Annotated in this window: 27 protein-coding genes; 2 read left to right on the plus strand and 25 right to left on the minus strand. The window is 66.7% G+C overall.

The window, feature by feature from the left end:
* The first annotated feature begins 46 nt into the window (after positions 1–46).
* Both DEFCA_RS22150 and DEFCA_RS0106615 read left to right on the plus strand, forming a co-directional pair.
* Complete coding sequence (locus tag DEFCA_RS22150) at positions 47–775, plus strand: hypothetical protein (protein ID WP_169709477.1); 729 nt, start codon at positions 47–49, stop codon at positions 773–775.
* A gap of 950 nt (positions 776–1,725) precedes the next feature.
* Positions 1,726–2,646 carry a tyrosine-type recombinase/integrase gene (locus tag DEFCA_RS0106615; protein WP_169709478.1) on the plus strand — a complete coding sequence of 307 codons (921 nt, stop codon included), beginning with the start codon at positions 1,726–1,728 and terminating at the stop codon, positions 2,644–2,646.
* A gap of 316 nt (positions 2,647–2,962) precedes the next feature.
* Here DEFCA_RS0106615 and DEFCA_RS0106620 read toward each other — a convergent pair whose 3' ends face one another.
* The 25 genes from DEFCA_RS0106620 to DEFCA_RS20430 form a co-directional block, all read right to left on the minus strand.
* Positions 2,963–3,352 carry a 3TM-type holin gene (locus DEFCA_RS0106620; RefSeq protein WP_025322244.1) on the minus strand — a complete coding sequence of 130 codons (390 nt, stop codon included), beginning with the start codon at positions 3,350–3,352 and terminating at the stop codon, positions 2,963–2,965.
* Between the two features lie 2 nt (positions 3,353–3,354).
* Positions 3,355–3,765, minus strand: a complete 411-nt coding sequence (locus DEFCA_RS0106625; RefSeq protein WP_025322245.1) for a M15 family metallopeptidase domain-containing protein — start codon at positions 3,763–3,765, stop codon at positions 3,355–3,357.
* A 2-nt stretch (positions 3,766–3,767) separates the two neighbouring features.
* Entirely contained in the window at positions 3,768–4,019 is a 252-nt protein-coding gene (locus tag DEFCA_RS0106630) for a hypothetical protein (protein WP_025322246.1), read from the minus strand.
* 218 nt (positions 4,020–4,237) lie between these two features.
* Positions 4,238–4,531, minus strand: coding sequence for a hypothetical protein (locus DEFCA_RS0106635; RefSeq protein ID WP_169709479.1), 294 nt, complete (start codon positions 4,529–4,531; stop codon positions 4,238–4,240).
* Positions 4,532–4,545: 14 nt separating this feature from the next.
* The gene (locus DEFCA_RS0106640) at positions 4,546–4,902 is read right to left on the minus strand and encodes a hypothetical protein (RefSeq protein ID WP_025322248.1); all 357 of its coding nucleotides are present in this window, start codon (positions 4,900–4,902) and stop codon (positions 4,546–4,548) included.
* 3 nt (positions 4,903–4,905) lie between these two features.
* Positions 4,906–5,409 carry a hypothetical protein gene (locus DEFCA_RS0106645; protein WP_025322249.1) on the minus strand — a complete coding sequence of 168 codons (504 nt, stop codon included), beginning with the start codon at positions 5,407–5,409 and terminating at the stop codon, positions 4,906–4,908.
* 13 nt (positions 5,410–5,422) lie between these two features.
* Positions 5,423–6,889, minus strand: a complete 1,467-nt coding sequence (locus DEFCA_RS21425; protein ID WP_084318887.1) for a LamG domain-containing protein — start codon at positions 6,887–6,889, stop codon at positions 5,423–5,425.
* A complete protein-coding gene (locus DEFCA_RS0106655; RefSeq protein WP_025322251.1) occupies positions 6,890–7,285 on the minus strand; it encodes a hypothetical protein in 396 nt (131 codons plus the stop codon). It lies immediately after the preceding gene.
* A 3-nt stretch (positions 7,286–7,288) separates the two neighbouring features.
* On the minus strand, positions 7,289–7,729 hold the full coding sequence (locus tag DEFCA_RS0106660) for a hypothetical protein (protein WP_025322252.1): 441 nt from the start codon (positions 7,727–7,729) through the stop codon (positions 7,289–7,291).
* Between the two features lie 3 nt (positions 7,730–7,732).
* On the minus strand, positions 7,733–8,230 hold the full coding sequence (locus DEFCA_RS0106665) for a hypothetical protein (RefSeq protein ID WP_025322253.1): 498 nt from the start codon (positions 8,228–8,230) through the stop codon (positions 7,733–7,735).
* Positions 8,227–9,126, minus strand: coding sequence for a hypothetical protein (locus tag DEFCA_RS0106670; RefSeq protein ID WP_025322254.1), 900 nt, complete (start codon positions 9,124–9,126; stop codon positions 8,227–8,229). Before DEFCA_RS0106670 ends, DEFCA_RS0106665 begins: the two co-directional genes overlap by 4 nt.
* Before the next feature lies 1 nt (position 9,127).
* Positions 9,128–10,675: a hypothetical protein gene (locus tag DEFCA_RS0106675; protein ID WP_025322255.1), complete on the minus strand. Its 1,548-nt coding sequence runs from the start codon at positions 10,673–10,675 to the stop codon at positions 9,128–9,130.
* A gap of 9 nt (positions 10,676–10,684) precedes the next feature.
* Positions 10,685–11,146 carry a hypothetical protein gene (locus tag DEFCA_RS0106680; RefSeq protein ID WP_025322256.1) on the minus strand — a complete coding sequence of 154 codons (462 nt, stop codon included), beginning with the start codon at positions 11,144–11,146 and terminating at the stop codon, positions 10,685–10,687.
* 3 nt (positions 11,147–11,149) lie between these two features.
* The gene (locus DEFCA_RS22155) at positions 11,150–11,860 is read right to left on the minus strand and encodes a hypothetical protein (RefSeq protein WP_169709480.1); all 711 of its coding nucleotides are present in this window, start codon (positions 11,858–11,860) and stop codon (positions 11,150–11,152) included.
* Positions 11,861–11,864: 4 nt separating this feature from the next.
* Positions 11,865–12,401 (minus strand): hypothetical protein, encoded by a 537-nt coding sequence (locus DEFCA_RS0106685; protein ID WP_025322257.1) that lies wholly within the window; start codon positions 12,399–12,401, stop codon positions 11,865–11,867.
* Positions 12,398–13,162, minus strand: a complete 765-nt coding sequence (locus DEFCA_RS0106690) for a hypothetical protein (protein WP_025322258.1) — start codon at positions 13,160–13,162, stop codon at positions 12,398–12,400. The genes DEFCA_RS0106685 and DEFCA_RS0106690 overlap by 4 nt, the downstream gene beginning before the upstream one ends.
* 3 nt (positions 13,163–13,165) lie before the next feature.
* A complete protein-coding gene (locus DEFCA_RS20425) occupies positions 13,166–15,184 on the minus strand; it encodes a tape measure protein (RefSeq protein ID WP_025322259.1) in 2,019 nt (672 codons plus the stop codon).
* Positions 15,181–15,435, minus strand: a complete 255-nt coding sequence (locus DEFCA_RS0106700) for a hypothetical protein (protein ID WP_025322260.1) — start codon at positions 15,433–15,435, stop codon at positions 15,181–15,183. The genes DEFCA_RS20425 and DEFCA_RS0106700 overlap by 4 nt, the downstream gene beginning before the upstream one ends.
* Before the next feature lie 77 nt (positions 15,436–15,512).
* Complete coding sequence (locus DEFCA_RS0106705; protein WP_025322261.1) at positions 15,513–15,860, minus strand: hypothetical protein; 348 nt, start codon at positions 15,858–15,860, stop codon at positions 15,513–15,515.
* A 34-nt stretch (positions 15,861–15,894) separates the two neighbouring features.
* Positions 15,895–17,061, minus strand: coding sequence for a hypothetical protein (locus tag DEFCA_RS0106710; RefSeq protein ID WP_025322262.1), 1,167 nt, complete (start codon positions 17,059–17,061; stop codon positions 15,895–15,897).
* An 11-nt stretch (positions 17,062–17,072) separates the two neighbouring features.
* Positions 17,073–17,498 (minus strand): hypothetical protein, encoded by a 426-nt coding sequence (locus DEFCA_RS0106715; protein WP_025322263.1) that lies wholly within the window; start codon positions 17,496–17,498, stop codon positions 17,073–17,075.
* 3 nt (positions 17,499–17,501) lie between these two features.
* A complete protein-coding gene (locus DEFCA_RS0106720) occupies positions 17,502–18,308 on the minus strand; it encodes a hypothetical protein (protein ID WP_025322264.1) in 807 nt (268 codons plus the stop codon).
* A 3-nt stretch (positions 18,309–18,311) separates the two neighbouring features.
* Positions 18,312–18,680 (minus strand): hypothetical protein, encoded by a 369-nt coding sequence (locus DEFCA_RS0106725; RefSeq protein WP_025322265.1) that lies wholly within the window; start codon positions 18,678–18,680, stop codon positions 18,312–18,314.
* Positions 18,681–18,755: 75 nt separating this feature from the next.
* The gene (locus tag DEFCA_RS19215; protein WP_025322266.1) at positions 18,756–19,091 is read right to left on the minus strand and encodes a DUF2190 family protein; all 336 of its coding nucleotides are present in this window, start codon (positions 19,089–19,091) and stop codon (positions 18,756–18,758) included.
* A 96-nt stretch (positions 19,092–19,187) separates the two neighbouring features.
* Positions 19,188–21,278 carry a prohead protease/major capsid protein fusion protein gene (locus DEFCA_RS20430; RefSeq protein WP_169709481.1) on the minus strand — a complete coding sequence of 697 codons (2,091 nt, stop codon included), beginning with the start codon at positions 21,276–21,278 and terminating at the stop codon, positions 19,188–19,190.
* Positions 21,279–21,281 lie beyond the last annotated feature (3 nt).

The following is a 21,281-nucleotide window of genomic DNA, read 5'->3' on the forward strand; positions in this document are numbered from 1 at the left end:
CTTTCGGACAATATTTCATTTAGGTTAAAATTGTTTGCGAGAACACATGGCGTGTAGATTATGCAAGAAGGACAGGCCACTGAGAAAGTCTCATGTCTTCCCAGAATGGCTTTACAAATCGCTGTATGACGATAATCATCGTTTCTTTGTTCTTTCTACAGATAAGAACAAGAGAAGAGGCACACGCCCAAAAGGGATTTATGAAAGACTTTTATGCCATAAGTGCGAACAGCGGTTTAGTAAGTGGGAAGGATACGCTCGAGATGTTTTCTACGATCTGTCACTAAAGGTGGTTGAGGATAATCGAGCTTTTGTATTTTCGGGCCTGCAATATACACCTTTCAAGCTATTCCAAATGTCCTTGATTTGGCGAGCCTCTATCACGAGCAGACCAGAGGTACACAGGATCGACTTGGGACATCATACTGAGAGGCTTCGTAAGATGCTACTTGAGGACCATCCGGGAGAGGTTTATGAATACGGCTCAATTTTGATGTTGCCGGCGTTGAGTCAAGAACTAATGCAACAATTTGTTTATCCACCTGAAAGTCTTCCCACGAAAATAGACGGTCACTCGGCCTATCGAGCCGTTTTTGGCGGATTATTCTGGCTATACATTGTCTCGAATCACTCGGCTCGTCTTTCCCATAAAGAAGTGTTTCTTTCAAAAGATGGGAACCTCCCTGTTTTCAAGACTGGCGGGCCAGCCGTAGAATTCATGCAACAGTTAGCATCCGATTTCTTTGCAGCAGGCATGCTGAATGATCTGAAATGATATAATAGATCAGCCAACAACTTTATGAACCGGACTGGCTACCCCGCGCGTTTTCCGGAGGTTACTAAACGTTCAATGCTTCGCTCCAAGTTGATTGCTTATGCCACGGCCAGCCGGTGATAATTGCCGTTAGCCGTACAGAAAGATTGATGTCTGTTCGCTTTGGTGCACCATATGAAGACTCTTGACACCCCGGGCCGCCCCGCTACGCTGGTGCGTGCTGTGTTCAGGTTGGTGCGCTTCGTTCGCCCGTCGGTTGGGAGATCCACGGCTCCCGCCGGCGTTCTTTTTGGGAGGACCGGAGCGGACTCTGGGCCGACCCGCACCCCGTGCCTCCCTGGGAGTGGAGACGGACCCGCAAACCAGGAATGGTTACACTCGGGTTCCGGTGCCTTTTCCCTGTCCACTTGCGACTCCGGCAGTAGACCACTGGAGGCGCCTGAGTCGCCTTGCGGGTCTACTGCCGGTCTACTGCCAAAAACAAAGGGGCTAGCCGCATCGGCTAACCCCTTGTTTTAATTGGTGCGCGCGAGAGGATTCGAACCCCTGACCTGCGGATCCGTAGTCCGACGAGCTGGGGTTGTCGTATGATGCCAGGCTATACCAATTGTTGCCATATCATGGGGTTACGGATATCCTGATGTTGCCATGCGTGCCCATGGATGGCCATGGAATGCCATGGAATGGGATAAGGGCGGGATAAACGATGAGGGGTTGGTATGGGTGCGTGGACGTGGTCAAAAAAATTCGTGGGGGTGGGGTACCGAAAAAATTCGAACGGTAGAAAGACGTTTTATATTCGGTACAGGGTTGGCGGTCGCCGCGTCATGGAACGGGTAGGGTCTGAGACGGAGGGCTACTCGCTCCAGCTTGCCAATAGGATTCGCCAAGAGCGCATTCAGCAGGCCCGCCATGGCGAGATCCTCCCGGCCCGTCGGGGCGGGCTCACGGTGGAAGAGCTCCTGGACGCCTGGCTCCAACACTCCACCAAGCGCAGCCGCAAGGACGATGCCCAGCGCATCGCCGACCATCTGCAGCCCGCCCTGGGCGACGTTCCTGCCGCGAGGCTTCGGCCCGATGATTGCCTCGATCTCTACCGCTCACTCCGCGAGGGGGGTCTCTCCGACGCGACGGCCCGGCACTGCCTGGTAATTTTGCGCACGGCCTGGAACCGGGGGTTGGAGCGGGGTCTTGTGACAGGGGCGAATCCAGCCTCCATGGCCCTCAAACAGCTCGGCCGGCCCGCGCCGAACCGCAGGCTCCGATATCTCACCGAGGAGGAGTTCGAGCGGCTCCTGGAGGCCGTGGAGCACTCCCGGGCGGCGTGGGATCTCGCGGTGGTAGGGTGGCACACGGGGGCCCGGTTCGGCGAGTTGGCGGCGCTTCGGTGGTCGGACGTGGACCTCGGGCACGGTTACCTGACGTTTCGAGACACGAAGGCCGGTGACCCCCGGCGGGTGCCCATGAACGTCGCAGTCCGCCGTGTGCTGGAGGCGAAGCCGCGCGGGCTGCCCGAGGTGCTCGTCTGGTCCACCCGGAGCGGGCGGCCCTACCGCGACCCGCCCATGACACTTCGGCGGGCGATGGACCGCTTGTTCAACCGGGAGGTCGAGGATCGGCGCCAGCGCGTGAGCTTCCACACGCTCCGGCATTCGTTCATCTCGCACCTCGTTATGCGGGGCGTCCCCTTGCCGGTGATCCAGTCCCTCACCGGCCACAAGACCTTGGAGATGCTCCAGCGATACACGCATCTCGCCCCAGACGCCCGCTGGGCTGCCGTCGAGAGCCTCGCCGGGGAAAACCGGCGCACAGAATCGCCCAGGATTGAACGATTGGAAGGGGGGTCGCTACCTAACCCCTCGGAGAGCTGACACCGCCCTCTCGCGGCCAGAATCGGCCATAGAGCAAAAAACGCCCCGCCGGCCAGGAGGAGGGAACCGACGGGGCCAAGGGGGCCGCTGGGAGGGGCGGCGGGTAACGTCTAAAGGTGGCTGTGCCCGGCATTTGGCCGAGGCCCGGATGCTCCGCCCGCGCATGGTGGGTGAGACTTGCACTCGCGGCAGCGCTCCACCGCGAGGCGGTTCGCGTAGTCGATCACCTGCAGGATCTCCTGCGGTGTCACCGGTTCGCCCGAGGCGGCGATCCGATAAAGATACTCGTGGAGCTCCCGATCCTGGCGCGTGGGGGTCATCGCCTCATCGTCTCCGCGATCAGGGGCAGCACCTTCTCGGCGCTCCGGCCGATCACATAGCCGCCGATGCCGAGCTCCACGATATCCCAGAGCTTGAGGTACTCGGCCTCGCTCAGGTTCGGGGCGGTCCAGCCCATCCACCTAGCAACGATCAGCGCGCCGAAGGTGAGCATCAGGAGCGGCCGCCAGTTTGCGGCGAGCCAGTGCTTGGATGCTGCCTCGGTGCGGATGATCTGGGCTGCGGCCTGCTCGATCTCATGGCTCTGCTCCATCAGGAGCCTAACCGCCTCGGCCTGGGCCTTCGCCTGGGCCTCCTTGTCGGGCACAAGCCGCTCGATGACCTTTCCTACCACCGGGATCAGGCTACCGATTAGGGCGCTCACCATCGTCAATCCTCCACCAGTTCGAAGTGCGGCAGATCGTCGAAGCTGTGCCGCCGTTCATCACTCGGCCGAGTGCAGAGCTCGCCGTGCCAATCGCCGCCCCACCGCAGGCGAATCCCCATCGCGGCGGCGAGGCCCAGGAGGTACCCGGCGAACACCCGGGCCCGGTCGGTATCCACCCAGCGGATCGGGTAGGGCCACAGATCCACGGCCCGGCTCGGCCACGCATTGTGCGGGCTCTCCCCCCACCGGGCCTTGCTGCGGCCCTCCCGGTAGGCCCGCTCTTGCTCCTCACGGCCCCGGTGGCCGCAGAGCACCGAGAAGTCCCAATTCTGGATCGCCCGCTCGCACAGGCGCACCAGGTCCGGATGGCATGTGTCCAAGCGGACGCGGCTCGTCTCGCTGAAATGGGGCATCGTCACGCCTCCACGTCGATCATGGTGCCCCTGCGGCACCCGGGGCACCGGTCGCAGGGGGTGAGGCCGCGGTATCGGGCCTCGATGCGCTGCACCCGCTCGCGGATCATCACCAGATACCGCCGTTGCTCTGTCGTTACCCCGGCCCGCAGCATCCGTTGCACGGCCAGAGCCAGCACCGTCACATCATTGCCGAGGGCGTCCTCGAGGATCTCGCACGCCCCCCGACACAGCACCACCGGGCGCGGCGGCATCGCCTCACTCCTCTAGCCGCACACGGCCCCGGAACAGGGGCGGGGGGCAGCTCGGCTCCTGCTTTGGGCGGTCGGGGCTGTAGCTCCACATGGGCGCTCCTGGGCGACGCATCCACCCGAAGTGCGGGCCCCACCAGTGGTGTGAGCGCCGCACCCAGAGGTACCCCCCTTTGCGCCGCCACACGGCCAGGGCCCACAGCAGGCAGTTCGAGCGGATCCTACGGCCGGCCTTGACCATTCCGATTTCTGATCGCGTCCGCGATCTCATCGAGCCGGCCGAAGATGCGGCCGTGGTCTTCCCGGTTTTCGGACCGCAGCACTGTCACGGCCTGCTCCAATACCTCCACCCGCTGCGTCGTGCCCCGGCTGCACAGGTGGCACTCCTGGCGGCTCACGTAGTCGCGCCGCAGCCGGGCATCAAGCCGATCCGTGGCGATCCACCGGTCCCACAGCACCCGGCCCACCAGGGCCATCGCCGCACCCGTAGCTCCCGTCAGTAGGATTTCGGTCACGGGTCACTCCTATCTCAGGCGCTCCGGTCGCCTGCGATCACGCGCCGGGCGTCGTATACGAGCACGGCGCCGGTGTTGAGGGTGAGCCGGTATTCGAGGGTGTACACGCCGTCTCCCGAGGTAGCCGGATACGAGAGCGTGCAGAGCACGTCGTCCCCGTCCACGCTGACGCTGCCCGAGTCCACGAGGTCGTCAGCCTTGGTGCCACTGGAGTCGTAGGCCTTGACCGTGGCCGACGAGATCGTGGTCCCATAGGGCCTGGCGCCATCGTTGGCATCCGGGGCCGACGCTGCCGGGAACGCGGCCCGCACGGGGTAGGCGCTCGTCCCCGGCTGGATGTAAATCTTGGCGGAGCCCTTGAAGTCGGGCATCGCTTACGCTCCGTCATCCGCCGCGCTGAAGTCGTACTGGACATTCAGCGTGTCCCCGGAGCCCACAGCCTTGTCGCCGGCCGAGAACGCCCCGGCGCACAAGAGCGTGCCGGTCGTACCGCCCTTGGTGGAGTCGCTCGCGAGGAACGCGCCCCCAACGGTGGCCGTCCCGTTGATGCTGAAGGCGGCCTTTGAGGAGCTGTTCGACACCGTCTGGTTCGTCCGGCTCCCGCTGTACGCCGGGCGGGTCGCCTCGGAGTAGGCCGTGACCTCGGTCCAGCCCGCGTGCGAGGTCATGGTGTCTCCCGCCGCCACAGTCGGGGTGCCGTCGGTGAGCCCCACGTACCATGTGCCCACCTGCGCCCCGCCCAGGAGACCGGCGTCCAGGAGGTACTGGAGCCCCTGGTTGGTCACGAGGTTCTCGAAGGTGTCCCGCCACTTGAGCCGCCCATCGGGTCCGTAGCATTCCACCCGGAACCGCCCGCCGAACTTTGCTTTCGCCTTCATCTTCTGCCTCCGGTCAGTGGGTCTTTGCCGATAGCGCAAACGTCCGAGCCTTCACCTCGAACCGCCACGTGCGGCCCTTCGCGTAGAGCGTAATGACCGCGCCATCTCCCGTGATCACAAACCTGGGCGTGTCCCCGGCCTGGAACCCGTCCGTCACGGTGGCTAGGAACTGCACGATCGCCTGCACCGCCTCGCCGAACGCCGCCCCATCGGCCACCGTGACGGTGAAATCGGTCCGTACCGAGGCACCGTCCGTCAGGGTAAGGCCGTCGGCCAGGCTCGCAGCGATGATGAGCGCCCGGTTCGCCTGATCGGACGCGAGCACCCCGTCGGCCACCATGGCATCAATCACGGTCCCGAGGATGGTGCCGATCGGCGTGTCGCCTATGGCCGCGCCGTCAGACAGGGCCGCGTGCAGCACAGCAGCAGCCGCCAGGGCATCTCCAAGGCTCACGCCGTCCACCGCTTCCGCCTGGTAGCTGGCCGTGGCGCTCGCCCCGTCCCCGAATGCCGTGCCGTCCGTCACGGTGAGGGCGATCCCCACCTCGTAGGTCGCCGTATCGGAAAGGGTCATCCCGTCGGCCGACGCCACGGCGAAATCCGCCACGCCGGTGTCCCCGTCGCCGAGGCTCAGGCCATCCACTACTGCCGCCAGATAGGCCGCCGTGACGCCAGCGGTGTCGCTCATGGCCAGCCCGTCCAGCACGCTCACGTCGTAAGTCGTCCCCGCCCCCACATCGAACACCAGCGGCCGCGAGATCGGGCGGATGAGGGCGTAGGGGTCTTCATTGAGTGTAGCTATTACACCACTAAATAGGATCTGATTTGTAATAAAAATCTGACGTATCTCTCCATCTAAGTAGTCTTGATCAGAATACCTAGCACCAAAATACCAATCCGATGAAAAACTACCCAAACTTGCATCAGTACCATCACCAATCAGCTCCCCATTCAAGTAGAGTAGATTACTACCCCACACAACAGCAATATGTTTTCTGCCAGTAAAAGTATAACCACTCACAGACAATCTATTTGATGTTTGTGTATATACTGATAAATTATTACTATTGTCATAAGCCAACAAAAACCTTTGATTAGCCCCACCATAAGAATCAAAAAAATAATTCCAAGTGCTGCTTATACTGCGTTTAGATGTAGTTTCAATTACGATAGTACCAGAGGCAGTGTCCACTCCTAATGTAGGAACTTTTATATACTGCTCGATGGTGGAAATTTGAAGCCCAAGCCGCATCCACGCAGGCGTAATTATTGTTCCATGATTTTGTCCAACATAATCATAGACAGTATTTCCACTCTCTTCCCAGAGAGTCAAAAGAGACACTATCTGGGCCGGATCAATCCCCAGCCGCTCGGCGTTGTAGAACACGGCCGACTGCACAGCCCACAAAGGCCCCCACTGGCGGGGCTTCTGCCTGGCCTTATACGTCGCGCTGTTGCGGGTAAGAAGGAGCAGGGCCATCTACGCCGTGATCTCCGTAATCTCTGCGCTCACCGTACAAGCGTCTGAGGCATTGCTCACGACCTTCAGCCGCCCGTACTGCGCCAAACCGTAAAGCCCGAAGCTGCGCACGTAGGTGGAACTCGCAGCTCCCACGTCCATCGTGCCCAGGTACGTTCCGTCGGTCTCGTAGTCGTTGGTGCTGTCGCCGTCAGGGTCGCCACGGCCCTCCCAGTAAAGTTCAAGCGTGTCGCCGCTCGCGCCAGCAGCACCGGTCACGGCCTTTACCCGCACCTCCCGGGCCCACGCAGTAGAACTGAGCGTCGCATCGTCGCTCGTCTGCGTCCCAGAAGCCGCCACGCTCACGGTATTCGCAGAGCTCCAGGTGACCTGTACTCGGTTCAGAGCCGTCGCCATCGGTTATTCTCCTCGCGCCTTGACGATTTCCCAGTTCTGCACCGTCCCCAGCCCCGCCGCCTCGGCCGGGCTCACCGTACGCGCCGCCAAGGCCCGGAGTTGATCCGCCTCGGCCTGGGTCAGGAGCCCTGCGGCCACCCAACCATTCAACAGAATCTCGGCCTGGGCGTCGCCGATGTTCACGCCGGCGTCGCTCTTGAGCCATGCCAGCACCCTGGCCGCAACTGGGTCAGCAGCCGCCGCCGCCTCAAAGCCCTGAAGGATCTCCTCCCCCCGGGTCGGCCCGAACTCCGTGTAGATCCGACGCTCGGTGATGTACCGATCCTCGTACACCGTCAATGTCTTGCCATTGGCCCACGAGACCACGTCGGCCGGGGGCTCGGTCCGCCACCCCGGCCGGGCCGAGTCGAGCCAGGCGGCGATCTGGGCGATACGGTCTGCCATCTCTCACACCTCCAGCGGGTACACCACGGGGCACCGGGCCAGGTAGTCGCCCGGGTCCCGGGGCGGGGGCTCGCCGTAGCCAGCGGCCCGCCAGATCTCGTACACGTAGCTGTGGCACTGCGGCCCCCGGGCCCGGTAGGGCCGGCCCAGGAGCTGGTGCCACCAGATCACCGGCAGCTCCCACCACGCGTAGTCCGGTGGCTCGGCCGACCACTCGCGCACCGCCCGGGCGATCTCGGCCCGGTGCTCCCGCACCTCGGCCGGGGCCTGCCCGTGCCACAGCCGCCGGCCCCGGTAGCGACGCAGCCACTCGGGCAGCGCGAGCACCCGCTGGCCCTCGCGCAGCGTGTAGTCAGTCACCACTACATAGGGCCGGGTCCTGGGGGCCATGCCGAGCGCCCCGCACACCAGGGCCACGTGCGAGATGCTCTCGCCCGTGAGCACCCGGATCCAGCGCGAGCCCTGGACCAGCAGCAGGTCGCCGATATGTAAGCGGCTCATACCCAGTAGCTCCCGGTGCTAACGACGAGAGCCCCGTCTCCGGCCGTCGATACGACCACCCGGAACCTGGCCTCAGGGTCGAGCCGCACCTGGTGGAGGCTCGGGGCCTCCACCCAGGCGGAGCCGTCCCATTGCTGCACCGTGTAGTCGTATAACGTGTTCACGCTCTGGTCGTCCGGGAACACGTCCACCGCCCTGGGGTGCTCGTCTCCGGCGGCCACGGTGTAGGTGTACGTGCCCGTGGTCGAGATGGTGCCGGCCGTGGACCGAGCTCTAGCTACCTTCCCCCGATAGACCCCCGCCCGCACCCCGTCCACGGTGACCGTGCCGGTCACCCCGCCGGCCTCGGCCACGGTCACCCTCACCCGGTACGCCTGGGCCGGGTTCGTGCCGCTGGGCGCCACGGCCTGGCCGGCGCGCCGGGCCCAGGAGGTGGGGTTCGAGGTGGAGGAGTACACCGTGGAGCTCGGCGTGCTGGCCGCGGCCCAGGCCGAGCCGGTCCAGTAGTACCAAAGGAGCTCCACGGTCACGCTCACCCCGGCGGCCGAGGCCTTGAGGTCGAGCCCCACATCGATCCGCTCCCCTGGTGCGCAGGGGATGTAGTGGTCGCTCGTTGCCTGCGCCTGGTCGCCCGAGGCCAGCACCGCGAGCTCCAGGGCCTGCTTGCCGTGGCGCGCGGTGCTCGTGAGGGCGGCCGTGGCCGTGCCGGTGAGGCTGAACGTCCACCCCTCGGCGCCGCCGGCGCCATCCGAGGTCTCGAACGACCCGTTGGGCAGGACTTGGGCCTCGATCACGCCGATCCGGGTCTCGTGATCGCCCAGGGCGTCCACCACGGCGTCGGCCCACGACTTCTTGGTCTGCTCGCCAACGGAGGGTTTGCTCGGGATCGTCGCCATGTCAGCTCCACACGCTCTCGTTCAGAGAGTCCGCATCTCCAGGGGCCGTGTAGCCGTCGTCGTCGCTCCAGTACCCCAGATTCTCGCGGGCCCACGCCTTTTGTTCCGCCGTCCAGTTCGGATCCCACGGGGCCGCCGGTCCCCCGCCCAGGCGCGCCGGGAACACCGGGTTGTCCTCGCTCCACCAGGCCCCGCGGGGGCCGAACCCCCGGCGGTCCACCAGCACCAGCCGCACCCGGTGGGCGCCCAGGTCGCGCTCCACCTCGGCCACTTCCAAGAGCTCCGAGACCGATGGGCGGGATAGCACCAGCCGCACGGCATCACCCGGCTCCAGGAGCATGGCCCGGGCGCCGGCGTCCACGGTCCACACCGTGTGCGGCTCGTCGTCCATGGCCAGCCGGCGGGAGGCGTAGGCCTGGGCGTCGGCCAGGCGGTCCATGTGCAGGTCCACCTCGGCGATGGCCGGGGCCGGGAGCCCCCGGCGGTACTGGGCGGCGGGCCGGTCCTCCACGTAGGATTGCCAGGCGTCGGCGGCATGCCTGCGCCGGTACCGGGCCACCACCCGGGTCACCACGTCCCGCGGCCGGCGCTCGCGCTCGGCTCGGTCCACGTCGGCATCGGTGAGCTCCAGCACGCCCTCCCCGGTGAGCAGCGCCCAGGGGCGCAGCACCAGCCGACCCTGGCCGTCGGTGTAGAGCAGCCCCCCGATCTGCCCCAGCAGCTCCTCCACGTGGTCGAGCAGCGGCCGGCGCTTGGCCAGGTACCAGCTCACCTCGGGCGCATGTCCCTCGATGCCGTCCTCCGGGTCGGTGCCCACCACCCAGGCGAGCCTCGCGCCGTAGGCCCCGAACCCCCGGCCGGCCTGGGGGTCGCCCGCCGAAGCGGGGATCAGAAGGTCGGCGTCCTGCGCCCCGGCATCCCGCAGCACGTACTCCACCGCGTCGGCCGGATTGAGGATCGGGTGGCTGTTGGAGTCCGCCACCCCCACCACGTCGGCCGTCACCCGGGCCCAGGTCTCGTACCCCGATGCCCCCGTGACGAGCACCGTGGCCTCGTCCATCGTGACCGTGGCCGCGGCCAGGTCCACCGAGCTCGGGGCCTGGGGCCGGCCGTCCACGTACACGGCCGTCACGGCCGAGAGAGCATGGGTCGCCAGGTGGTACGTGACCGTCCCGGCCCCCTCGTCCCGCCCGATCCGCACGGCCGGCACGTCGTAGCACCGGCCGATGATCACCGGCACGGGCCGGCCGTCGGCGTCCGGATCGAGCCCGGCCCAGGTGTGGTTGCTCGGATCGTCTGCCGTGCCCAGCCGGTATGTGCCCAGGGGGTAATCCACGTCCCAGGCCCGCTTGCGCTCCTCCAGCACCAGCTCCAGGCGGTCGCGCCGCCACACCCACCGGCTGGGCCGCAGCGTGGCCAGGGCCACGTAGTTGGCCCGGTCCATCTCGCGCCAGCTGGGCGCATAGCGCCGGAGCCCGTAATCGGGCCAATACCGGTCGGCCCAGTAGCCGGATGGGAAGTAGCGATTCGGGAAGTACCCGATGCCCATGGTCGTGCCTTAGCTCGCATCCAGGGTCATGGCGGTGCGGTTCTCGCTGGCGTCCACCGTAGCGATCACACGGTCCTTGGTATCGGCCAGGTCCCGGAACGTCATGGTATTGGTGCCGCCTCCGGAGCTCTTGCCGAAGAGCACGGCGGCCATGAGCCGGAGCAGGTCCTGGTCCGAGTACGATCCCTCGCCCAGGTCTCTCACCACGAGCACGCGCTCCCCCGGGTCGGCCCCGGTGGCCGTGCAGCGCACCACCAGGTCGCCCACCGTGTCGGTGTCGGTGGCCGCAAGACTCACGGCATACCAGCCGTTTCCCCGCTCGGTCACCGTGGGGCTGATCGTGGTAAACGCCCCGCCATCCTTCGAGATCTCCACCGTCAGAGTCAGGCCGGTCTTTCCCGTGACGTGGTCGGTCGAGTCCACCATCAGGATCATGACCGTAGCGGCCGTCGACTGCTTGATCACCCTCATCGATCATCCTCCCGCCATGGCGATGTGGGACCGGATGGCCGGGCCCAAGCCGCCGGCGTTCACCAGCCTGGATCTGGACGAGAACGCCCCACCGCCTGCGGCCGGCGTGCCTGTCCATGTAATATCGTTCACCGCAGCCTGGTCGGCTGTTGTATACGTCAGACCTATTCCTATCGCACCATCATGTGTATATGTCGCCTCTTCAATATCGATCTGCACCGTTCCATCGTATTTTATGATATGCCGCCCACTTGCCGTTCTGGTCCATTCAAATGTATGTGTGCCCACAGAGGTCTCTGTTGACAAGTAAGGCCCCGAGGCAATAGTTGTGACGTCATAACTCGTTCCATTCCAATCATAGCGACGCAAATAAAAGCGTCGTCCTGTCGCATTGAAGTATACGTCGTAATATCCCGTCGTCGTGTCGGGATCGTCCACCAGCATGTATGCTATAGGCCATCGCCTGTCCACCATGACCTGGACGGTCATCGAAAGCGTCTGATCCTGCGAGCCAGACGCTTTCGCCTTTGCCAACACGGAATTTGCACTCGTGGTCGATGCTTTCTTGGCGGCGCTGTTTGACACGATCACCAGGGCATCCGCATAGACCGCGTTCCCGGTGAAGATCTCCCATCCGGGGCCCGTATCCGGGGTGTGGGCCACGACGTGTGTGCCATCTGGGGCTGTAAAGGTGTCGTAGATCAATGTGCCCATATCGCTACCTCAGCACGTCCGCCCCGAGCTCCAGGGTCACGCTCCCCGCGTCCCAATCCAGGGCCTCGAGGCCGTCGGCCCATCCGTCGCCGGCCTCGATCACCAGCCGGCCGCCGCCGATCTGGCCCAGGCCCCCGAACCGCTCCGGGACCCGGATCGAGACTCCTACGCGTTCGGCCAGCCGCGGCTCGAACCGCTCGGCCCCCCAGCGCTTGGGGTGGTTCGCCACCCGCACGACCACCCGGGCCTGGATCAGGGCCTGGTGGGGGTTCGAGGCGGTCGGGTTGACGTACACGCGGCCGGCGGCCCGGTCCCAGTAGTACGAGCCATCGGTGGTATTGGCCGTGGCCAGGTCGGCCGCCGCCGTGAGGTCCGAGCCGTCCTCGCGCACCCCCTCCACCTCCAGGGATGTCGAGCTCCACCAGAGGTTGGTGTACGTGGCGTCCTGAGTCCATGCCTCCAGGGTCTGGCCCGTGCGGATCGTGGCCAGCACCACCAACCGGCTCGTGGGCTCCTTGATGGCGTCGGCCAGGGTGGTCACAGCGCCTCCTCCATCTCCAGGGCCACGTCCCACAGGTGGCCGCCGTCGTACGTGCGGTACTCGGCGCCGCCGAGCCGGGTGAGCCGGCCGTACAGGGCCCACCCGGACGGGTCGAGGTCTGGGTTGAGATGCACGAACCAGGGGGTGTGCGTGCCCATCGAGTCCGCCAGCGCCTGGAGCTCGTCCACGTCGGCCTGGGGCAGCGCAGGCAGCGCAGCCGAGAGCGTGCGGAGTACCGCCCCGGCATCCGCATGGGCCTGGCCGCCCGGCACCACCCGCACGGTCGAAAGATCCCGATGGCCCCACCGGAAGCCGTCGCGCCGCGGGCCCCAGGTGAGCTCGTACGAGGGGCCCAGCATGAGCCGGCCGGCGCTTCGCAGGTCCGCGGCCGAGGCCTTGGTGAACACCAGCCGCCACCAGCGGTACGTCTGCTCGGCGAAGAACGCCGCGATCACTCCGGGCTGGTACGTGAGGCTCAGCGTCCAGGCCGGGCTGGTCCAGTCGTCCGTCGCGTTGGCCTGGAGCGAGAGCCCGGTCTCCGTGCCGTCCAGGTCATGGCCGATCAGGGCGAATCCGCCGCACGCCACGGCCGAGCCCAGGTCCAGCTTGATCCACTCGGCAGCTTGGCTCCCGGTGCACTGCCACGCGTCGGAGAGGTGCGGCCGGGTAAGAGCGGCCGCCTCGGTGCCGTCGGCCGTGCTCGAGGCCGTCACCGTGGCTTGCCGGGCCGCGTCGCGCCAGAGGAGCCGGGGCTTGGCCATGGCTCAGGCCCTCAGCACCACGGGGAAGCGGCCTTCCTCGGCCAGGTCCACCAGGGCCTGTGCCAGCGTGCGGCCGTCGAGCACCAACTCCACCACCGCGGGCCGGCTCCGTTCCTCGCGCTCCCGGCGGATCCAGTCGGTCCACTCCCGGTTCTGCTCGCGCGAGAGGATCCGCTCCCCCGTCTGGGCGATGATCGGCACCTCGTCGGGGGCCAGATTCAGGCCGGTGTGGGCCCGGGGGAGGGCGGGGACCTCGCCGCCGTCGTGGAACTTGAAGATCGATCCGAGGGAGAATCCGAGATCCAAGCCAAACAGCCCGAACACGCTGCCCACGGCGGCACGGGCGAACACGCTTGTGACGTAGCTGGCCAGGTCAGAGAAAAGCCCTTTCATGCTTTCCGAGAACTTCTGCCCATACACCAGGGACTGGGCAAAGGCGCTCCCGAACCCCATCTGGATCTGCCGGGCCGCACCCTGGGCCACCCCTGCGGTCTCCACCAGCTCGCCTCGAAACCGCTCCTGAATCTCCTGAATCACACCCCAGTCCTGCTCGCCCACCTCCTTGAGCCGCCGCAGCGGGTTCGTGGTGGCGTTGTCCATGAGGGCGCCGATCTTGCGGGCCTGTTCCTCCATGAGCCGGGCCCACCGCTCGGCCCCTTCGGTGGGGTCGATCCACGCCCAATGGGCATCGGGCGTGAGTGGTTCGTTGAGGCGGCGTTTGAGGTCGGCGAACGAAGCGCCCCATTCTTCTTCCGAGGCGATTAGGGCCTTAAGGCGGTCCTCTTCGGTCAACGTGCCGGAAAAACGGAGCGTCGTTCCCTGGGCGGGGGGGAAGACGTCCTTCGGTACGCTCACGCCGAGCAGGCGTTCCAGCGTCTCCTTGCCGGCGCGCTCCTCAATGAGCTTCGACAAGGACTCGAAATCGCTGGTGGCCGAGTTAGTGAACCATTCCTTCAGGGAAACGATGCCTTCCTTCCGGGCCTTGAAGAACAGGGCGTCGGTTCTCAGGCGCTCCGCCGCTACGGCCATACCGAGCAGCAGGAACCGGCCGCGCACGCCGCCCACCAGGGCCCCGAAGATCCCAACCTCCTTCATCCAAGTGGGCAGCGCCCGGAAGCCGTCGATAAGGGCCTTGAAGGTCCGAACGAGCCCCTGCATGGGGGTCTTGAGGTCTTTGACGATCTTCACGGCCCGGTCGAACGTCTGCACGATCGCCTGCCCGGCACGGTCGGCCCACTCGGTGAGCTTGCCTTCCTGGTCGAGCCGATCGAGCTCATCGAGGAACGACGAAAGCCGCTCCTTGAGCAGCATGAACGGACCCGATTCCATCACCTTGCGTTTGAACAAGGTGAGCCGGTCCAGCAGGTTCGACCACATGCCCGACCACGAGGTGCTGAGCTCCTCCATGCCGCCGGCGTAGCGGTCGTTCCAGATCATGGCCAGGGTCTCGCGGATGATGTCCGCGCGCTTGGCCACGGTGACCTCGCGCATGCGGCCCATGGCATCGGTCCACGCGAACGTCACCTCGTCGGCCGTGGATCGAGCCCGGATTCCGAACTCCTTGAGCCGCTCGAACTCCCCCTGGCTCGCGTCGGCGAATGCCTCCACGGCCTGGTCCAGGCTCTTGCCCATGGCGGCGGCCGTGTCGCCCAGGGTGCGGAGTGTGCCCTCGGTGGGGTCGATGCCATAGGCCTTGAGCTTGACGAACGCTGCCGTGACCTCGGCGATCTCGTAGGGGGTCCTGGACGTGAACTCGGTGATCCAGTCAAGGCTGCGCTTCGCTGCGGCGGCCGACCCCTCGATGGTCTTGAGCTGTAGCTCGAAGCGCTCGAACTGGGTGGCGGTGTCGAGAAAGCTCTTGGCCACCAGGCCGGCACCCAGGGCCGCGAACGCGGCCTTGAGGCTGAAGACCAGGCGGGTGGTGCGCTGCACGTTGCGGTTGATCTGACGCAGGGTGCGCTGCAGGGGGCGCGCCGCCTGGTCCTTGAACCGCATCAGGATGTCGATGGTCGCCCGGTTCACCGCTCATCCTTGCCGGCCGCGCTCTGCAGCCGGGGCCAGAGGTATGTCTCCAATGCCAGGACCCGTTCCACTTCGCCCATGGCCGCGCCGCACGATCGGGCCAGGTCGAGCAGGGGGCCGAGCATCAGCCTGCCGGTCATGCCGTCGCGGCCATGGGCGTGACACAGGGTCCACAGGTGCCACACCAGCTCGTTGGCCGGGTGCAGGGGCTCGGGGTCGGCCGATGGGCAGCCCCCGCACGGAGGGTCCACCCCATCCAGTTCGTGTGCTTCGGCGCAGTCTTCGCACGACACGCGGCCCGGCCGGACCTGCGCGTCGGCGAAGCGCCTCAGTTTCCCTCCAGTTCCTCCCGGTGTTTGCGCCGCGCCTCGTCGATCTTGTCGAGCACCTCGCCGGCGACGTCGCTGTGCTTCTCGAACACCCAACGCCGGTTTTCGGGGGTGCACTCCAGGGGCTCGCCGGCCCGGGTCACGTTGCCCCAGGCCGTGATCGTGCGCTCGAACAGCTCACGGCCGAACCCGGCCACGTCGAACTCCTCGTGGGTCCGGCCGCGTTTCACCGTGACGGTGGTGTGCTTCTTGACTAGCCGGTTCAGCTCGGTGGTGTCGAGGGGCGTGCCCTCGAACCACGCATCGCCCACGGTGACCCGGTAGCGTTCGGGGATTCCGAGTTCCATGCTTCTGTCTCCTCCTGTGGTTGCCGCAAGCGGCTTAGCTGTACGTGAACTTGATCTCGTCCTCGAGGGCCGAGCTGGCCTTGGCGTCGAACGGCAGGGTGATCTCCAGGGTGGGATCGGCCGTCTCCACCTCGCCCACGTTGTAACGGCCCTGGGGTAGCTCGATGAGCAGGCGCGAGCCGGCCGAGCGGTGGGTCCAGTCGACGGCGAAGCTCTTGTCGGTATCGTCGGCCCGCAGATTCACCACGCTGGACGTGCGCATCACCGAGCGCACGCTGGCGTTGACGGTGCGGGTCTTGGCCGCCAGCCCCACGGGGTAGTCGGCCTGGGTCGGATCCTCGGGGACCTCCGTGATCTCGGAGAGCTCGCGGGTGTACTCCACCGACCACTCCTTCCATTTGACCGCCGTGCCGTTCACCTTCACGGCCGGCCGGTCGTCGATGGGCGCGCCCACCTTGGTGGGCGTGGGCAGGGCCAGGGGCACCACGGCGGCACCCGAGCTCTGGTCGGTGTTCACGTCGGGGCTGACGGTGAGCTCGTTGGTGCTGGTGTCCACGGCCGTCACGGTGTAGCCCGAGCCGCCGTTGTCGTCGGTGCCCACCTGGATCCGCGCGCCCACGCTGAACGGCTTGGCGTCGGCCACCGGCACGGTGGGGGTGGGAGTGGTGGCGCCGTTGATGGCCGAGCTCAGGCTGCTCTCGCCGCACCAGCCCAGCCGCACGAACTGGGCCCCGGCCTCGGCCTCGGCGAACCCGTTCTCGCTCTGGCGGATCGAGAGCTGGTTGATCTTGGCCCCGGTGGCGAAGACCACCACGTTGCCCACGCCGAACCAGATCGTGTAAGGGCTCTGGTCCTTGTGCAGCGTGTAGACCACGCTGGTGCCGGCGTTGACCGTTTCGGTGCCGCACAGGGCCTTGAGGATCGGCGCCTCCTGCGGTTTACTGCCGGCCGTGCCGCTGGGCCGGAAGTAGAACGGGAGCCGCAGCGTGCCGGAACTGCGCAGGTCGCGGATGAGCGCCGTGACCGAGCCCGTGTCGGCCACTTCGTTGGCCCGGGTGTGCGCGGTGGGCTGGCTGGGCAGGCCGATGCCGTCGCGCAACTGCACGGCGTCGGCCGCCGCGGGGAACACCGGGGTGCCCTCGGTGGTCTCGGCCACCACGAAGCACGTCAGCCCTTCGGGGATCAGGATCTGTTCGGACATGGATCAGCCTCCTATCGACTCACCAACGTCGGCACGGCGTAGCTCTGGGCGTAGCAGTATCTGCCCCTGTGGGCGGCCATGAGCTCCTCGTCGCCCACCAGGCGCACCCGGCGGCCGTCGATCGACGAGGTCGTCAGGTGCGCTTCGAGGGCGTCCAGGATCGTCAGGGCCCGGGTCTGGCCGTCGCCGAAGTCGTCGGTCTCGGTGAACACGAGCACGTCGTACAGGTACGTGGCCTCGTGGGTATCGGCCCCGGCCTCCAGGGGTGGGCCGTTCGAGATTCGATCCAGGGACACGGCGATATGGGGGAACGCGGCGTCGGGGTTCAGCGTGAGGTCCTCGCCGTCCCACACGTCCACCTCGTCGTCGGGCACCCCGGTGTTGGCAGCCTTCACCAGGGCCAGAAACGCGTCGAGGTGCTGCTGGCGAGTGAGCATGGGTTACCTCCACAGTGGCTTCGGGCGGGTCCGCCAGAAGTTCGATCCGAGCCGCTTGACATCGCTGACAGAACCTCCAGCTAGGTCACTGAAATCGGCATGCTCCCACCATCGCCCCTTGCTCCAGCGCCGACCTTCCATCTGCATCTGGTACAGGCGCAGGATGTAGCGCGGCGACCGCAGGCGTTCCGCTGCTACGATGTCAGCAACCCAGTTCCGCTCGGGCCAATGAATGAGCGTGCCCCTTTTCGGGATCCAACCCTTTGGGATCTCCCGCCACCTGCGGCCCCCCGACATGTAGCGGGCCCGGCGTTTCTGCCAGCGCTCGCTATAAGGTGTCGTCCTGCGAGGGTTCTGTACCGGCTCCCCCCAGCGCCGGCGCAGTTTGTACGCGATCCATGCCTGTTGCTCGCGGGTCACATAGTGCGTGCCCCCGGTGGCGAGCTCCTCGATCATCTTGATGGGCACCGCGGAGATGCGGGTGCGCATCTGCCCCTTGACGCTGCCGACCCGGCGCCATTGCCCGGGGCCGACCCATAGCTCCATGTCGTCGCCATGGTCTCGCACGGTATAGGCGATGCGCTTCCCGAAGGCGTACAGCGCTTTGTTCTGCGCGCGGTAAGTTCTGGCGAGCTCCCGGGTGAGGGGAGCCCTTGGCGGGCCGACGCCGGCAAAGAACTCGTCCTGCACCACCGTCCGTAGCCGGAAGCCTTCGCCCTGGAACGCCCGCCGGATGGCCCGTCGGTGCCCCCGGTACCACCCCTCGCTCAGGGCCTTGATCTGATCGGTGTCGAGGTGGATGTCGATCACGGCTCACCGCCTCGCCAGGGGCCTCACGTTGCGCTCCACCCGCAGCCGCCACATGCCCGCCTCGCGGCGGATCGACTCGACCTCCCAGGTCTCCGCGGCGCTCACGTCGTCCGGGTAACGCGTGAGCATGGCCCGGCGCTTGGGGTTCACGCTGCCGGCCACGTCCTGGAGGTCCGCCTCGGGCACCAGCACCTCGCACGCGTCGGCCACGAACCCCGCGCCCACCTCGGCCACCTCCACCGCGCCCCACACCGCCCGCACCCGCACGGGCGTGGAGGCCAGGTCGGGGTGGTCGTAGTCGGAGGTCTCGGCGAAGTCCGGGCCGAACAGGGTGCGCTCCATGTCGTGGGCGGCCATGGTCGAAAGGGGCATGGGGCCTCCTCGAAATGCGGCCGGCCCGGGCCCGGAGGCGGGGGCGTACCTCCTGGGCCCGGGCGCCGCGGCCGGCTACTGCTTCAGCAGCACCGGGATCGTGGTGGTGGCCCCGGCCGTCACCGCGCCCAGGGCGTAGCCGAACAGGGTGCCGCTGGTATCCTTGTTGAGCTCCGAGCCGTCATGGTAGATGGCATCGCCCACCGCCACGGCCGCGTTGGCCGCCCCGTCCCAGCCGTGCACGGCCAGGTCGAACACGCCCCGGATCTCCACGGCCCCGGACGAGCCGTTGGCAATGTCCACCAGGGCCACGCCCGTGATCTGCCCCACCACCACCGGATCGCCCGAGCTGGCGCCCCCGGAGGGGGCCAGGTCGAGGATCCGCCCATCCTGAACCTTGTTCGTCGCCATGATCCCTTCTCCTTTGGTCTTGGGAATCGGTCGTCGGTCAACGGTCTACGGTCGTCGGTTCCCCGTCACCCGTCACCGATCACGCGTCACCGCTCATCACGCGCCGGGGTTCTTCGCCAGGGCCTTCCAGCTCACGGCCTTGGCGCCGGCGTCGATACGCACCTTGTACTCCACCCCGTCCACGGTCCACCCGTTGCGGGTCTCCAGGTACGGCCGCTGCACGCCATTCAGGAAGTACACCACCACCGTCTTGCCCCGGGGCCCGGCCAGGTACCACGCGGTGGCCGAGTCGTCGTCGAGCCGCGGCTCGTATACCCGCGTGAAGTAGGTGCCCGCGTAGGGGTTGGCCCGGGTGGCGCCGGTGTCGGTGGCGTGGAACTGCATGCTGTTGAAGAACACCTCGGCCGAGCCTTCCAGGGCCACCGGAGCGATGAAGAACCGCGGCCGGATGTTGAGCCGGCGCTTGCCCTGCAGGTCCTTATGGAGCTTCATCAGCTTGATCAGCTCGGCGATGGTGGTCTCGCTGGGCGCGCCGGCCGTGCCCAGGTTCCCGTGGTTCGAGTGGAACAGGGCCACACCGTCGCCCATGGTGGGGTTCGTGGTGAGCTCGGCGTACGCCACGTCGCCCACCTTGCGGGCGGCGGCCTCGCCGTGGGCCCGGGGGATGTCGGTCAGGGCCTGGAGGTCGTCGTTGATGATCGTCTGCCGGGAAATCACGAACAGCTTCCCGTACGTGGCGATCCGGTACTCCTCCTTGGCCTCGGTGCGCTTGCCGTGCTTGTACTCCTCGTCCTCGTCGATCTGATCGAGGTCCGAGGCCTCGCTCACGCTCACCAGCGTGTGGGTCTTGAAGTCGCTCACCTGGCCGGTGGCGCACCAGAGCCTCCAGGTCTCCTCGGCCGTGTCGAACCCGGTGAACAGGCTCTTGTTGGCCACGTTGGCCAGGATGTTCGGGAAGTCGCTCGTGCTGAGCGCCCGGCCCACCACGTCGCGCGGGTCGCCGTAGAGCCGGCCCTGGCCGGCCATGCGCAGGCTCTCCCGGGCCATGTCCACCAGGCTCATGCCCAGCAGCTCGTCGTGCCCCGCGGCGGCCCCATCGGCCTCGATGATGCCGCCCCGCACCAGCAGGGCGTCCTGGGCGGCCGCGCGGAACTTGTCGCGGTCCTCCAGCCCCACCTCGATGTGCGCGGCAGGGGTCGGGGCCTTCTCGGCCCGCTCGGCCACCACCTCCAGAGCCTCGGCCCGGGCCCGGTCCACGGTCACGCCGTCACGGATCCATCCGCTGAGCCTGTCGCCCAGGTCGAACCGCTCGGCCATGGCCGTCAGCTCGGCCACGCGCTCGCGCTCCGCGCGGATCTCGTCCCGGATCTTGGCGCGGTAGTCGTCGAGCGAGATCACGTTGCCGCCGTCGGCGCGCGCGGCAGCATCGCCGCCGTCGGACGCATCGCCACCGGCCCGGGCGGCCTCGGCCTCGGCGACCGTGAGCTTTCCCCCCTCGATCGCCTCCTCGAGGAACCGCAGGGCCTCCTCGGTGTCGGCCTCGGCCCGCAGGCCCAGCTTTTCCAGCAGTTTCCGCAGCTTCTCGTTCATCTCCGTCACCTCCTCGATGGGTTGATCGTCCGCCCGGGCCTTCGCCGCCTCGTCCGCGCCGATGGGGCACGCGCTGAGCTCCCGCGGAGTCCAGCGCGTCACCAGGATGGCCGGGCCTTTCCATTTGCGGCCGTACACCACGGCCGTCTCTCCCTCTTTGAGCCGCCGGAACTCGTCGCGGCGGTACCCGATGCTGAAGTCCGTTAGGTGCCCCTCGGCGATCTTCTCGAACGCCTGCTCGGCCCGCTCGTCGCTGGCGAACACCGCCCGGGCCATGAGCCGGTCGCCCTCCACCCGCAGCTCCCGGGCCGAGCCGATCACGTCCTGGGTGCTCCACCGGCTGTGGGTGTCGAGCAGCGGCACCTGCCGGCTCTCGGGGATCTGACACCCCTGCATCAGCAGATACTCGGGCACCCGGCCGAGCTCCCAGTCGTACACGTCCACCGGGTTCTCGGTGGCGGCCACCACCTCCACCGAGCGGGTCTTGCGGTCGAGCGTGGCCGGCCCGGGCCCGTCGCCGTCGGGCTTGGGCAGGGGCACGGCCCGGCGACCGAGCTCGGGCAGGCGCGTATGCTTCCTCTTCTGGCGTCGCGGCATGGC

The sequence above is a fragment of the Deferrisoma camini S3R1 genome (assembly GCF_000526155.1).
Classification (GTDB): Bacteria; Desulfobacterota; Deferrisomatia; order Deferrisomatales; family Deferrisomataceae; genus Deferrisoma; species Deferrisoma camini.

What these genes read in the sequence shown, in the direction of transcription:
- DEFCA_RS22150 (WP_169709477.1), top strand. Translation starts at nt 47, where the DNA reads ATGGCGTGTAGATTATGCAAGAAGGACAGGCCACTGAGAAAGTCTCAT.
- DEFCA_RS0106620 (WP_025322244.1), bottom strand. Translation starts at nt 3,352, where the DNA reads ATGGTGAGCGCCCTAATCGGTAGCCTGATCCCGGTGGTAGGAAAGGTC.
- DEFCA_RS0106625 (WP_025322245.1), bottom strand. Translation starts at nt 3,765, where the DNA reads ATGCCCCATTTCAGCGAGACGAGCCGCGTCCGCTTGGACACATGCCAT.
- DEFCA_RS0106630 (WP_025322246.1), bottom strand. Translation starts at nt 4,019, where the DNA reads ATGCCGCCGCGCCCGGTGGTGCTGTGTCGGGGGGCGTGCGAGATCCTC.
- DEFCA_RS0106640 (WP_025322248.1), bottom strand. Translation starts at nt 4,902, where the DNA reads ATGCCCGACTTCAAGGGCTCCGCCAAGATTTACATCCAGCCGGGGACG.
- DEFCA_RS0106645 (WP_025322249.1), bottom strand. Translation starts at nt 5,409, where the DNA reads ATGAAGGCGAAAGCAAAGTTCGGCGGGCGGTTCCGGGTGGAATGCTAC.
- DEFCA_RS21425 (WP_084318887.1), bottom strand. Translation starts at nt 6,889, where the DNA reads ATGGCCCTGCTCCTTCTTACCCGCAACAGCGCGACGTATAAGGCCAGG.
- DEFCA_RS0106655 (WP_025322251.1), bottom strand. Translation starts at nt 7,285, where the DNA reads ATGGCGACGGCTCTGAACCGAGTACAGGTCACCTGGAGCTCTGCGAAT.
- DEFCA_RS0106660 (WP_025322252.1), bottom strand. Translation starts at nt 7,729, where the DNA reads ATGGCAGACCGTATCGCCCAGATCGCCGCCTGGCTCGACTCGGCCCGG.
- DEFCA_RS0106665 (WP_025322253.1), bottom strand. Translation starts at nt 8,230, where the DNA reads ATGAGCCGCTTACATATCGGCGACCTGCTGCTGGTCCAGGGCTCGCGC.
- DEFCA_RS0106670 (WP_025322254.1), bottom strand. Translation starts at nt 9,126, where the DNA reads ATGGCGACGATCCCGAGCAAACCCTCCGTTGGCGAGCAGACCAAGAAG.
- DEFCA_RS0106675 (WP_025322255.1), bottom strand. Translation starts at nt 10,675, where the DNA reads ATGGGCATCGGGTACTTCCCGAATCGCTACTTCCCATCCGGCTACTGG.
- DEFCA_RS0106680 (WP_025322256.1), bottom strand. Translation starts at nt 11,146, where the DNA reads ATGAGGGTGATCAAGCAGTCGACGGCCGCTACGGTCATGATCCTGATG.
- DEFCA_RS22155 (WP_169709480.1), bottom strand. Translation starts at nt 11,860, where the DNA reads ATGGGCACATTGATCTACGACACCTTTACAGCCCCAGATGGCACACAC.
- DEFCA_RS0106690 (WP_025322258.1), bottom strand. Translation starts at nt 13,162, where the DNA reads ATGGCCAAGCCCCGGCTCCTCTGGCGCGACGCGGCCCGGCAAGCCACG.
- DEFCA_RS0106705 (WP_025322261.1), bottom strand. Translation starts at nt 15,860, where the DNA reads ATGGAACTCGGAATCCCCGAACGCTACCGGGTCACCGTGGGCGATGCG.
- DEFCA_RS0106710 (WP_025322262.1), bottom strand. Translation starts at nt 17,061, where the DNA reads ATGTCCGAACAGATCCTGATCCCCGAAGGGCTGACGTGCTTCGTGGTG.
- DEFCA_RS0106715 (WP_025322263.1), bottom strand. Translation starts at nt 17,498, where the DNA reads ATGCTCACTCGCCAGCAGCACCTCGACGCGTTTCTGGCCCTGGTGAAG.
- DEFCA_RS0106725 (WP_025322265.1), bottom strand. Translation starts at nt 18,680, where the DNA reads ATGCCCCTTTCGACCATGGCCGCCCACGACATGGAGCGCACCCTGTTC.
- DEFCA_RS19215 (WP_025322266.1), bottom strand. Translation starts at nt 19,091, where the DNA reads ATGGCGACGAACAAGGTTCAGGATGGGCGGATCCTCGACCTGGCCCCC.
- DEFCA_RS20430 (WP_169709481.1), bottom strand. Translation starts at nt 21,278, where the DNA reads ATGCCGCGACGCCAGAAGAGGAAGCATACGCGCCTGCCCGAGCTCGGT.